Origin of the sequence: Mesorhizobium sp. CA8 (assembly GCF_020164955.1) — a bacterium.
Classification (GTDB): Bacteria; Pseudomonadota; Alphaproteobacteria; order Rhizobiales; family Rhizobiaceae; genus Mesorhizobium.
This window is the reverse complement of sequence record NZ_JAIUHG010000004.1, coordinates 209,632-222,118: the sequence shown is the minus strand read 5'-3', so window position 1 is coordinate 222,118 and position 12,487 is coordinate 209,632. Positions and strand designations below refer to the sequence as shown.

At 63.5% G+C, this 12,487-nt stretch carries 12 protein-coding genes; all 12 read right to left on the bottom strand.

The features are described from left to right. Positions 1–38 precede the first annotated feature (38 nt). The 12 genes from LB553_RS06875 to LB553_RS06820 all read right to left on the bottom strand — a co-directional run bounded on the left by LB553_RS06875 (position 39) and on the right by LB553_RS06820 (position 12,479). The gene (locus LB553_RS06875) at positions 39–704 is read right to left on the bottom strand and encodes an anti-sigma factor (RefSeq protein WP_224511780.1); all 666 of its coding nucleotides are present in this window, start codon (positions 702–704) and stop codon (positions 39–41) included. Beyond that, the gene (locus tag LB553_RS06870) at positions 701–1,267 is read right to left on the bottom strand and encodes a sigma-70 family RNA polymerase sigma factor (protein WP_224511778.1); all 567 of its coding nucleotides are present in this window, start codon (positions 1,265–1,267) and stop codon (positions 701–703) included. The genes LB553_RS06875 and LB553_RS06870 overlap by 4 nt, the downstream gene beginning before the upstream one ends. 286 nt (positions 1,268–1,553) lie before the next feature. Next, on the bottom strand, positions 1,554–2,393 hold the full coding sequence (locus LB553_RS06865) for an alkaline phosphatase family protein (RefSeq protein ID WP_224511776.1): 840 nt from the start codon (positions 2,391–2,393) through the stop codon (positions 1,554–1,556). Between the two features lie 225 nt (positions 2,394–2,618). Beyond that, positions 2,619–4,274: an ABC transporter ATP-binding protein gene (locus LB553_RS06860; RefSeq protein ID WP_224511774.1), complete on the bottom strand. Its 1,656-nt coding sequence runs from the start codon at positions 4,272–4,274 to the stop codon at positions 2,619–2,621. Beyond that, on the bottom strand, positions 4,274–5,098 hold the full coding sequence (locus tag LB553_RS06855) for an ABC transporter permease (protein ID WP_224511772.1): 825 nt from the start codon (positions 5,096–5,098) through the stop codon (positions 4,274–4,276). Before LB553_RS06855 ends, LB553_RS06860 begins: the two co-directional genes overlap by 1 nt. Before the next feature lie 12 nt (positions 5,099–5,110). Further along, on the bottom strand, positions 5,111–6,070 hold the full coding sequence (locus LB553_RS06850; protein ID WP_224511770.1) for an ABC transporter permease: 960 nt from the start codon (positions 6,068–6,070) through the stop codon (positions 5,111–5,113). Positions 6,071–6,086: 16 nt separating this feature from the next. Further along, entirely contained in the window at positions 6,087–7,673 is a 1,587-nt protein-coding gene (locus LB553_RS06845; protein WP_224511768.1) for an ABC transporter substrate-binding protein, read from the bottom strand. Between the two features lie 148 nt (positions 7,674–7,821). Then, positions 7,822–9,807: a CocE/NonD family hydrolase gene (locus LB553_RS06840; RefSeq protein WP_224511766.1), complete on the bottom strand. Its 1,986-nt coding sequence runs from the start codon at positions 9,805–9,807 to the stop codon at positions 7,822–7,824. A gap of 79 nt (positions 9,808–9,886) precedes the next feature. Beyond that, positions 9,887–10,273 (bottom strand): type II toxin-antitoxin system MqsA family antitoxin, encoded by a 387-nt coding sequence (locus LB553_RS06835; RefSeq protein ID WP_224511873.1) that lies wholly within the window; start codon positions 10,271–10,273, stop codon positions 9,887–9,889. A 248-nt stretch (positions 10,274–10,521) separates the two neighbouring features. Continuing rightward, positions 10,522–11,115: a nucleoside deaminase gene (locus tag LB553_RS06830; RefSeq protein WP_224511764.1), complete on the bottom strand. Its 594-nt coding sequence runs from the start codon at positions 11,113–11,115 to the stop codon at positions 10,522–10,524. Between the two features lie 15 nt (positions 11,116–11,130). Beyond that, on the bottom strand, positions 11,131–11,622 hold the full coding sequence (locus LB553_RS06825) for an ureidoglycolate lyase (RefSeq protein ID WP_224511763.1): 492 nt from the start codon (positions 11,620–11,622) through the stop codon (positions 11,131–11,133). Then, complete coding sequence (locus LB553_RS06820) at positions 11,619–12,479, bottom strand: bifunctional allantoicase/(S)-ureidoglycine aminohydrolase (RefSeq protein ID WP_224511762.1); 861 nt, start codon at positions 12,477–12,479, stop codon at positions 11,619–11,621. Before LB553_RS06820 ends, LB553_RS06825 begins: the two co-directional genes overlap by 4 nt. Positions 12,480–12,487: the final 8 nt, after the last annotated feature.

Below are 12,487 nucleotides of genomic sequence, written 5' to 3'. Positions count from 1 at the left end.
GCCGAGCCCGACCGCGGCGCACGTTTCCTGTAAGCGGGTTAGCCGCCATCGGCCGGTTTCCTTCCCTGCACCACAGCCTCCGCGAAAGGCTGGGCGGCAATAAGGCCGACAAGCTTGTCGTAATCGGCCGCCGTGCTGGCGGGGATCGTCAGGTGGAACACGCCGTCGGCGGTCGGGCCGCCGGCGATCTTCAACCCGTTCTGGCCGAGGAAGGCGGCGATATCGGCCATCTTCGCATCCGGCTTGAACTTCACCAGCGCGAAAGGCAGCTTCGCCAGATCGTCCTGGGCGCCGGCGACTTCGAAGTCGTTGCCCTTGCCGCCCGGCTGTTCGAAGGACTGCACGATGACCAGCGCAAGCAGCGCCGCGGCAGCCGCCCAGGCGACGCCGGCAGGCATTGCCGTCACCCGGCCGAAGACTTTTGCCAGCCAGGATTGGCCGGGCGCGCGCACCGGCCCGGCCTCGGCGTCGAGCGCCCTGGTAAAACGGCTGAGCGCATCGGCGGGCGGGCGGATCGCTTCATTGGCGGCGGCGGTGCCGGAGAACTCGGCCTCGGCCTCGCCAAGGGCGGCAAGCGCCGCTGGATCGGTGGCCAGCCATTCCTCGACGACCTCCAGCTCGGCGCCTTCCAGCGAGCCGTTCAGATAGAACGGCAGCAGCGTCTCCATCGCGTCGCGGCGCGACATCTTTTCAGCGGCGCTCATGGCCAACCCCTGTCGTAACCGGCGGCCTTGAGGGCTTCGCCGAGTTTCTTGCGGGCGTAGAACATCCTGGTCTTGACGGTGGCGACCGGAATGCCGAGCACCTCGCCGATCTCGCTCACCGACTGACCGTGGTAATAGGCAAGGTCGATCACCGTGCGGTGTTCCTCGGCCAAGGCATCGACGAAGCGGCGCAAGGCTGCGGCTTTGTCTTCCTTCATGGTGACGACTTCGGGCGTGTCGGCGCCGTCGGGAACCTGGGCCGCATCGTCGTCGTCGATCCAGTCTTCCTTCCTCTTGCGCAGCATGGAGAGCGCCTTGAAGCGGGCGATGCCGAGCAGCCATGTCGAGACTTCGGAGCGGCCCTCGAAGCCGGGCGCCTGTTTCCACAGTTCGAGAAAAACCTCGTTCGCGATATCGTCGGCCATCATTTCCGATCCCGTCTGGCGCGCCACGAAGCGGTAGATCCGCGCGTGGTGACGCATGAACAGGAGCCGAACGGCAGCCCGGTCGCCCTTCGCGACCCGGTCGACGAGCGCGCGATCGGTTTCCGTCGTCGCATTCATGGCCGGTCGAGCCGCCTGGCTCCTCGAAGCTCTGTCGCTGATCGGTCCAAAAAGGTTCACCCTCCGCCAAGGATTTCTTGGAGGCTAACTGAAGAAAGTGAGTGTTGCCAGAGGGCAGGGTTTCTCCTTCTCCCCTTGTTGTGGGAGAAGGTGGATCGGCGCGATAGCGCCGAGACGATGAGGGGTGTTCCAGCGGAGTGAGACGTCGGCTTTCCCTGGAGCCCCCTCATCCGTCGCCTTCGGCGACACCTTCTCCCACAACAAGGGGAGAAGGCAAGGCCGCGCCTCACCCCAAAAACGCCTTGGCCCCCATCGTCTCCGGTATCGTCACCCCAAGCCGGCTCAGCACTGTCGGTGCGAGCTGCAGCTGGTCGAGCAGCGTGTCGGCCTCAGGCCCCTTCGCGGGTCCGAAATAATAGAGCGCGAAATCCTGCATCTCATCGTCATGGCCGCCATGGTGGCCACGATCGGTCTGGCCATGGTCGGCCGTCACGATCACTTCATAGCCGGCTTGGCGCCATTGCGGCAGGAAGGCGGCGAGCATGCCGTCCATCGCGTAGCAGGCATGATCCATCTCGTGGCAGTCATGGCCGAAGCGATGGCCCATCGAGTCCAGCGTGCAGGTGTGCAGGATGCCGTAATCGATGCCATGGCGTTTGTTCAGCATCGTCAGCGTCGCGAACAGGTCGACGTCGCTTGGCGTCATCTGGTTCTTGAGATTGTAGCCGGTCATGGTGTGGAAGCGGCCATGCGTGATCGGCCCGCCCGGCTCGTCGAACTCCATGTCCTCGATAAGGTCGAACGGATACGAACGGAAGAATTCCGACCAGTAGGAATGGGTCACGGCGCCCGTCTTGCCGCCGGCCTTGCTCACTTCCGAAAAAATGTCCGGCTGCGTGACGCGAAAGCGGTTCTCGTTGGTAAGAATGCCGTGCACCTGAGGCGTGACACCGGTGTGAATCGAGGCGTAGCAGCAGGCGGACGTCGACGGCAGCACGGAGCGCATCTTCCACACCTGCGCCTCGCCCGACTGCGCCCAGCCCTCCAGATTGCCCATCAGGCGGCGCCAGTTCCGGTAGGGCACGCCGTCGAGGATGATGAGCAGCAGTTTGGATTTGAGCGGCACGGGACGTCCCTGTGGTTGTTTTTCGAAACGGAAGCGCCGTGCATCGCGCGGACACCCGGCGCTGCTTTGGATAGCCTGATATCAGGCGTTCAGCCAGCACTCGCAGAGCGCGTAGCCGTCCGTCATCTCGCCATTGGGGTTCTTCACCCAGCCACCCACCTTCTTGGTGTTAGCGGCGACGCTCCTCCGTGCGGAAAGCCGCTTAACAGTTCTGCGGGAATTCAGTCAGTTTCCAGCGCTTTCCATGCGCCGTCCCTTGATGGCCTTCTCCAGCCAGCCGATCTCCATTTCGGGAACGGAGGACAACAGAAGGTCGGTGTAAGCGTCGAAGGGCGGCGTCAGAACCTTGCTCTTGGAGCCGTAGCGCACCACCTCGCCGCGATACATCACCGCGATCGAATCGGCGATCGACTTCACTGTCGCGAGGTCGTGGGTGATGAAGAGGTAGGCCACCTTCTCGATCTGCTGCAAGTTGAGCAAGAGCTTGAGGATGCCGTGGGCGACCAGCGGATCGAGCGCCGAGGTCACCTCGTCGCAGATGATCAGCTTCGGCTTGGCGGCGAGCGAGCGGGCGATGCAGACGCGCTGCTTCTGGCCACCGGAAAGCTCGGCCGGATAGCGATCGATGAAGCCCTTGCCCATCTCGATCTCGTCAAGCAGCTCGGCGACGCGCTTGTCGCGTTCGCGTCCCCTCATGCCGAAATAGAACTCCAGCGGCCGGCCGATGATGGTGCCCACCGTCTGGCGCGGATTCATCGCCACGTCGGCCATCTGGTAGATCATCTGCAGCTGGCGAAGGTCCTCCTTCGGCCGGTCGGCGAGCCTGTTGGCAAGCGTGCGGCCGTCGAAGACGACGCTACCTTGCTCGGGCGGCAAGAGACCGGTGATGGCGCGCGCCAGCGTCGATTTGCCGGAACCGCTCTCGCCGACCACGGCCAGCGTCTGGCCCGGAAAGATGTCGACCGAAACGTTCTTCAGCACCTTGACGTGGCCGCCGCCATAGGCGGCCGTCACGTTCTTCACCGACAGCATCGGCGCCGTGCCCGGCTGCTGTTCCTGGTGTTCGATCTCATGCACCGAGACCAGGGCGTTGGTGTATTCCTGGCGCGGCTCCTTGATGATCTGGCGGGTGCCGCCCCATTCGACCAGCCGGCCGTGACGCAGCACCATGATTTCGTCGGACACCTGCGCCACGACGGCCAGGTCGTGGGTGATGTAAAGGGCCGCGACATGCGTGTCGCGGATGGCATCCTTGATCGCTGACAGCACGTCGATCTGCGTCGTCACGTCGAGGGCCGTCGTCGGCTCGTCGAAGACGATCAGGTCCGGCTCCGAGCACAGCGCCATCGCCGTCATCACACGCTGCAGCTGGCCGCCCGACACCTGGTGCGGGAAGCGTTGGCCGATCGTTTCGGGATTGGGCAGGCTGAGCTTCCTGAACAGGGCGACGGCGCGTTTCTCGGCCTCGGCGCGGGTCGCGGTGCCGTGCAGGAGCGTAGCCTCCACCACCTGGTCCATCAGCCGGTGCGCCGGATTGAAGGCCGCCGCAGCCGACTGGGCGACATAACAGACTTCGCGGCCGCGCAGCTTGCGCAGGCCTTCCTTGCCGCCTTTCAGTATGTCGCGGCCGTTGAGGATGACCTCGCCGCCGGTAATCCGAACGCCGCCGCGGCCATAGCCCATCGACGACAGGCCGATGGTCGACTTGCCGGCGCCGGACTCGCCGATCAGCCCAAGCACCTTCCCCTTTTCCAGCGTCAGCGAGACGTCGTGGACAAGCGTAATGGTCCTCGGTGCTTCACCCGGCGGATAGACCGTCGCTTCGATGCGCAGGTTGCGGATGTCGAGGAGAGGACCGGACTTTGCTTTGCCGTCAACCATCAGCCGCGTCCTCCCTTCAGGCTTGTCGTGCGATTGAGCACCCAGTCGGCGACGAGATTGACCGAGATCGCAAGTGCCGCGATCGCCGCCGCCGGGATGAGCGCCGCCGGAATCCCGAACACGATGCCGTCCTTATTCTCCTTGACCATGCCGCCCCAGTCGGCATCCGGCGGCTGCACGCCGAGGCCGAGGAAGGACAGTGTCGACAGGAACAGCACGGCATAAATGAAGCGCAGTCCGAGTTCCGAGACCAGCGGCGACAGCGCATTGGGCAGGATCTCGCGGAAGATGATCCAGCCGCTGCCTTCGCCACGCAGCTTCGCCGCCTCGACATAGTCCATGACGTTGATATCGACGGCGACCGCGCGCGACAGTCGATAGACGCGGGTCGAATCGAGGATGCCCATGACCAGGATCAGCGTCACCAGGTTCGACGGCAGCACCGAAAGCACGACGAGGCCCATGATCAGCGTCGGAATCGACATGAGGAGGTCGACGAGCCGCGACAGGATCGTGTCGTACCAGCCGCCGAATACCGCCGCCGAAAAGCCGAGAATGGCGCCGAGCGAGAAGGACAGTGCCGTCGCCAGCACCGCGATGAACAGCGTGATGCGGGCGCCGTAGATCATGCGCGACAACAGATCGCGGCCGAGATTGTCGGTGCCCAGCCAGTGCGCGGCCGACATCGGCTCCCACACATCGCCGACGATCTCGGCGTTGCCGTGCGGCGCGATCAAGGGCGCGAATATTGCCGCCAGCACGAACAGCGCGGTCAGCACCAGGCCGGCCAGCGACGGCAGGGGGATGCGTCTGATATCGAGCATATCGGCCGCCCCCTACCTCGGATGCCTGAGTCGCGGATTGGCGACGATCGCCGCAATGTCCGCGACGATGTTGAGGGTGATATAGACAGCGGCGAAGATCAGGCCGACCGCCTGCACGACCGGCACGTCGCGCTTGGTGACGTGGTCGACCAGATATTGCCCCATGCCTGGATAGACAAAGATCACCTCGACCACGACGACGCCGACCACCAGATAGGCAAGGTTGAGCATGACGACGTTGATGATCGGCGCGATCGCGTTCGGGAAGGCATGCTTGCGGATAACGGCAGCGGCCGACAGCCCCTTGAGTTCCGCCGTCTCGACATAGGCCGACTGCATGACATTGAGGATCGCCGCGCGCGTCATGCGCATCATGTGGGCGAGCACCACCAGAGTCAGCGCTGCCGCAGGCAGCGCGATGGCCTGCAGGCGCTCACCCAAAGACATTCCGTCATAGACGGTCGAGATGGCCGGGAACCACTGGTGCTGGACCGCGAAGTAGAAGACGAGCAGATAGCCGATGAAGAACTCCGGGAAGGAGGTCGAGGCAAGCGCCACGCCAGAGATCAGCTTGTCGACCCAGCCATTGCGGTAACGCACCGCGATCAGCCCAAGCGTGATCGCCAGCGGGATAGCCACGATGGCCGCCCAGAAGGCCAGGAACAGCGTGTTCCACAGCCGTTCCTTGATCGATGTCGCGATGTCCTGGCCGCTCGACATGGCGGTGCCGAGATCGCCGGTCAGCACGCCGCCCAGCCAGTGGAAGTAACGGATATAGGCAGGCTGATTGAGCCCGAGCTGCTCGCGCAGATTGGCCAGCGACTCCGGGGTCGCCGATTGTCCAAGGATGGCTTGCGCGACGTCGCCGGGCAGAATCTGCGTGCCGGCGAAGATCAGGACCGAAACGGCCAGCAGAAGGAGGATGCCCAGCGCAATGCGCTGGGCCACCAGTTTCACGATGGGTGAGGACATCTCCGCAAGGCCGTGCTCAGGCTTCGAGCCAGCACTTCGCCAGCGCGTAGCCGTTGCAAAGCTCCTGATGCGGATCCTCCACCCAGCCCGCCACCTTGGGGCCTGTCGCGTCGATGAACTGATTGAACATCGGCAGGATCAGGCCGCCTTCGTCGCGCACCATGACGGCCATGTCGTGGTACATCGCCTTGCGCTTGGCCTCGTCGAGCTCGGCGCGCGCGGCCAGCACCATCTTGTCGAAGTCCGGGCGCTTGAAACGCGTGTCGTTCCAGTCGGCGGTCGACAGATAGGCGGTCGAGTACATCTGGTCCTGTGTAGACCGGCCGCCCCAATAGGAGGCGCAGAAGGGCTGCTTGTTCCAGACTTCGTTCCAATAGCCGTCGCCGGGCTCTCGCTTGAGCTCGATCTTGATGCCGGCTTTGGCGGCGCTCTGCTGGAAAAGCTGGGATGCATCGACAGCGCCGGGGAAGGCGACATCCGAGGTCCTGAGCAGCACGGCGCCGTCATGGCCGGACTTCTTGTAGTGGAATTTGGCCTTGTCCGGATCGTACTTGCGCTGCTCGATCTCGGTGAATAGCGGGTACGAGGCATTGATCGGGAAATCGTTGCCGAGCGAGCCGTAGCCGCGCAGCACTTTTTTCAACATCTCCTCGCGGTCGATCGCCAGCTTCAACGCCATCCTGAGATCGTTGTTGTCGAAGGGTGCCGTGTTGCAATGCATGATGAACACGTAGTGGCCCGGACCGGAGTGGTTGCGGATGGTAACGCCAGGCACGCGCTTGATCAGATCGACGATCTTCGGCTCGACGCGGTTGATCATGTTGACCTGGCCGCCCTGCAGGGCGGCCGTGCGCGCCGTTGCATCGTTGATGACGATAATTTCGATCTGGTCGGCGTGGCCCATCTTGTCGCCCTGCCAGTAATTGGCGAAGCGTTCGCCGCCATGGCGCACGCCGGGCTCATTGACCTTGACCTTGTACGGACCGGCGCCGATGCCCGCATCGGCCTTGTCCTTGCCGCCGTTCGGCTGCACGATCAGGTGATAGTCGCTGAGGAGGTAGGGGAGGTCGGCGTTGGGCTCCTTCAGCGTCAGCACGACTTCCTTGCCGTTGACCTTGATGGTGTCAATGCCCTTCATGTAGCCCAGCGCGCCGGACTTGGACTTCTCGTCCGAATGACGCTCAAGCGTGGCAGCGACGTCTTCTGCGGTAACTGTCTTGCCGTTGTGGAATTCGATGCCGTCGCGGATTTTCAGCGTCCAGACCTTGGCGTCGTCCGAAGAGCCGATCTCCTCGGCGATGCGGTTCTCCAGCTTGCCGTCGGGCGAGAGCTCCACGATCAATTCGCCCCACATTTTGCCGAAGGCAAAAGGCACCTGGGTCATGAACAGGGCCGGATCGAGACTGTTGGTGGATTCACCGCCGACCAGACCGGCCTTCAGCGTGCCGCCCTTGACCGGGCCGGCAGCGCGCACGGCGCTGGAGAGCAGGGAGTTGGCAAAGGTAGCGGTTACGCCGAGCGCGGCGGCGCGACCGAGAAAGTCGCGACGGCTAAGTTTTCCGGCCGCGACTCGCCGGCTGAGATAGTCGAGTTCGTTAGACATTATGGTTCCTCACTCTGGGTATCCGACCTTATGGTCGTTTCTTGCTATTGGAGGAGATAATGACCGCAAGGGAAAGCGGCAGGCAAGACCGAATACGACATACCGTGGCGTAAATCGTACGTCGCAATTGGACCAATCTTGCTTCGGCTCAAACCATGGAGCGGGGAATCGTCTGCTCGAAGTCGCGTTCGAAGACCAGCTTTTCGCCCTCATAGGCCTCGATTCTGGCGTTGACGATGAAGTTTGCGGCGTCCGATCGCATCCCGGCAAAGGTTTCGGTCCGCACCGACCATTCATTGCGCGACAATGTTTGCGTCCAATGCGTGGCCCCGGTGGCCGACAGCGGGTCGTCGGGATGGATCGTCCATGTCTCGCGCACGATGCTGCCATTGACCAGTCCGTGGTCGAGGTCACGCACCGCGCCGAAATCGTCGGTTATGGAAAGCGTGACCAGGCCGGTCTTCTCGTCGCGGTCGACATGGCGTTCGGAATTCGCCGGCCGGATCGTCTCGGTCGCCCACGGCGTCGCGCCTTCCGGCTCTGGGAACGAAGCTTCATTGCCTTTCGCCGGTGGGCGCAGCGGCAGCTTTAGCGTCGCCTGCGCGAGATCAAGCCGCACCGGCTCCGGCGAAGGCCAGATCATCGGCCAGTAGGCGGTCGAAACGGCGACGCGCAATTTGTGGCCGGCCGGCACCCGGTAGGCGCACTGGTCGAGCACGACGCGCGCCGAAACCGACTCGCCGGGAACCAACGGTTCGGGAAATTCGTGCGAGCTGCGGTGGGTCAGATTGAGCACGCCATAGGAGATCAGCTCCGAGGCACCGTCCGGATGCACGTCGCAAAGCCGCACCGCGACGTTGGCCTGCGGCCGATCGGAGGCAAGCCGGACCTCGAGCTCCGGCGCCCCGACGATGTCGATCGCTTCGCCGAGCTGCGGTTGGTCGAAGCACACCGACAGCGCATCGTCGGGGCGCTGGTCGCCCGGCAGTTCCGGCCCGAAGGTGAAGGGAAAATATTCGCCGCCGGCAAGGCCGCAGGTCTGCGGTGAAGCGACGATCGAGGGCTTGGCGCCGTCGGGAATGAGTCCGATCGCCTCGATCTTGACGTTCGGCGACGGCCATTGCTGCTCCGCCACCCAGCGGCCCGGCCGTTCCGGGTGCCAGCGCGCCGGCCGCACGCTGTCCATGACATAGGCGCGGTAATCCGGATCGGCCTCGACGCCGGTCTCCGCCCCCTTCAGCCAGCGGTCCCACCAGCGCAGCGCCTCCTGCAGGAAGCCGATCGCCGGCTTGGGTCCGGCGTAGTGCGGGTATTTGTGGATCCAGGGACCGACGATGCCTTTGACCGACGACTGGATGTTGGTGACCAGATTGGAGATCGTGTTGCGGTAGCCGTCATGCCAGCCGCCGATCGACAGCACGGCCGCTTTCACCGCCGAAAAATCCTCGCAGATCGAGCCGCGTTTCCAATAGGCGTCGCGATGCTGGTGGTTGAGCCAGAGCGGCAGAAGGAAGGGCTGGTTCTCCAGCCGGCTAAGCCACAGGTCTCGCCAGCGATTGCCGCCGGCGATCGCGGGATCCGGCGGCCGCGACGAATAGGACAGCATCGTCGAGGCCCAGCCGAAATTTTCCAAGAGCAGGCAGCCGCCCTTATAATGGATGTCGTCGGCATAGCGGTCGACCGTCGAGCACAGGCTGATCACCGCCTTCAGTGCCGGCGGCTGCTTCGCCGCCACCTGCAGGCAGTTGAAGCCGCCCCAGGAAATGCCCATCATGCCGACATTGCCGTTGCACCAGGGCTGCGCGGCCGCCCAGGCGATGACGTCGCAGGCGTCCTGCAATTCCTGCTCGGAATATTCGTCGTCCATCAGCCCTTCGGAATCGCCATTGCCGCGCATGTCGACGCGGATCGAGGCGTAGCCGTGGCCGGCGAAATAGGGATGGGTGAGCTGATCGCGAAAGATGGTGCCGTCGCGCTTGCGGTAGGGCAGGTGCTCAAGGATCGCGGGTACCGGATCGTCGGTCGCGTCCTCCGGCATCCAGACGCGCGCCGAGAGCCGGCAACCATCCGGCATGACGATGCCCATGTCGGGAAACTCGACGACCTTGCGGGGAAATTCGGTGACGGTTTTCATGGCGTGCATAACGCTCCGCGGCGTCGCGACTTTCAATCGCCATTCGCGACTGGAGCATCAAAAAATGCGACCTGGGTCGTTAGCGCAATTCGTCGAGCAATTCGGGATGTTTCTCGAGCAGCGTCATCAACTGAATGGTCGGCCCACTCGGCTCGATGAGGCCTCTTTCATATTTGTCAAAAGCATTCTCTCCGACCTTGAACAGGGAACCCGCCTCGCGCTGCGACAGCTTTAGCTTTGCGCGCATGCGCCGGATAGTTTCTGGCGCCGGCACGCCGTCGATCTTTTCCTTGAGAATGCGCAGAGCGGCATCGACGGCAGCCATGTCGTCCCCGACATGCACGCTCTCGCCATCCGAAGCTGGATAATAGCCGGGCAGGTCGACCGTCATGCTCTCGCCTTTGTAGGTCACGGCGAATGGACGAAACCCGCGCGTCAGCGTCTCTCCCGTTTCCGGGGAGGTCATCGTTTCAGGCCTCTCTTTTCTTGCCACGGCTATTTCTCCTTGAATGCCACAACCGTGAATTCAGTCACGACATCCGCCTGAAATTTCACATAGAGGATCAGATCGCGCGCTGGGACATGGTGATCGCCAGCGTATCGGCAGACCCAAACGTCGTCTTGATCGCCCCAAGATCGTAAGTGGGGCCTGCGTTTCTCCATAACCCAATATGCCACCATAAAGGTGGCAGTTCAAGATCGGGAAAGCCGGCGTCAGTTCAGCGGGATGTCGTTGTCGGCCTTGCTTGCCTGATAGGCGTCCGACAGCTCGTCATAACGCGCCGCAATCCTGCCGATCCGAGCCTCCAGCTGCTTGCGCTCAGTCTCGGGCAAAGCCCTGACCAGCCGGCGTATGGAAAAGCTCTTCCAATAGGCGTTCTCGGCGTTGTAGCCGCCTGGATCCAGGGTGAAGACCTCTTTCAGGATTTTCAGATCATGCGGGATGGCAAAACTGTCGCGCGAATCCTCGTGGCTGAAGAGATAGTAGAAATTGTCGAAACCGGTCCAGGTGATCGCCGACAGGCAGAGCGAGCAGGGCTCGTGCGTGGCGACGAACAGCGCATCCTTGGTGTCGACGCGCTCCGCCTTGGGCATCTCGTAGAAGCGCTTCAGGCAGTGCACCTCGCCATGCCAGAGCGGATTTTCCATCTCGTTGTTCGTCTCGGCCAGCACCAGCGACCGGTCGTCCTTCCTGAGGATCGCGGCGCCGAACAGCTTGTTGCCATGGGCAACGCCTTGCACCGTCTTCGGCACGATGTCGTGCTCGATCACGTCGAGCAGGCGGTCGATCAGCGAAATGTCGGTCATGGAAGTTGCGAGCTTTCAGGGAAGGTGAATCTCGTAAGGATGCGAGAAATAAAATTCCTCGAGATTGGAGCCGTCGCCGCCGCGGTCGACGATGAGGAAATCCTGTTCCTCGCCGATCGGCGTCAGCACGCCGTGCCAGAGATTGCGGCGGTAGTTGATGCCTTGCCTTGGGTCGGTGAGAAAGGCATGCGGCTCGCCCGGCCCATCCTCGCTGTCATGGCAGACGACCACCAGGAACGGCCGCGGCGACAGCGGGATAAATGCCTGGCTGCCGAGCGGATGGCGCTCGACCATGGTGAGCTTCAGCGGCATCTCATAGGGCGTGCCGCGCACCATCGAGATCAGCACGCGCGCGTTCGGGCCCGCAGCCTCGGCGGTGGCGAGGTCGTGATAGCGCATCGCCTTGCCGCCATTGATCGGGTAGCGGTTGTCGCCGCCCATGTCGATGACATCGCCGAAGGGCGCGAAGTTCTCACGAGTCAGCGGTCGGGCGACGATGCGGCTCACCGCGCCTTGCCCCCAAGATAGCCGCCAAGCCTGGCATGCCTGTTGACGTCCTTATAGAGCAGGTAGCGGAAATTGCCGGGGCCGCCGGCATAGCAGGCCTGCGGGCAGAAGGCGCGCAGCCACATGAAATCGCCGGCCTCGACCTCGACCCAGTCCTGGTTGAGGCGGTAGACCGCCTTGCCTTCCAGCACATAGAGCCCGTGCTCCATGACATGGGTCTCGGCGAAGGGGATGACCGCACCGGGCTTCAGCGTCACGATGGTGACATGCATGTCGTGGCGCATATCGGCTGGGTCGACGAAGCGGGTCGTTGCCCAGCGCCCTTCGGTGCCCGGCATCGGGCTCGGCGCGACGTCCTGGTCACTCGAGAAGAACGCTTCCGGCGCGTCAAGGCCGTCGACAGCCTCATAGGCCTTGCGGATCCAGTGGAAGCGAACGGCGCTGCTGCTCCCGTTGCGCCCGGTCCAGCCACTCCCCGGCGGCAGGAAGGCGAAGCCGCCGGGGGCAAGCACATGTTTTTTGCCGGCAAGCGAAACGGTGAGCTCGCCCTCGACGACGAACAGCACGCCCTCGGCGCCGGCGTCGAGTTCGGGCCGGTCGCTGCCGCCCCCCGGCAGGACCTCGACGATATATTGCGAGAAGGTCTCGGCGAAGCCCGAGAGCGGCCTTGCGATGATCCAGGCCCTCGTCTTGTCCCAGAACGGCAGCGGGCTGGTGACGATGTCCTGCATCACGCCCCTGGGAATGACGGCATAGGCCTCGGTGAAGACGGCGCGGCCGGTCAACAGCTCGTTCTGGCCGGGATGGCCCCCCTGCGGCGCGTAATAGGTTCGCTCGGCGGTCTTGATCATATCCATGGGGATCC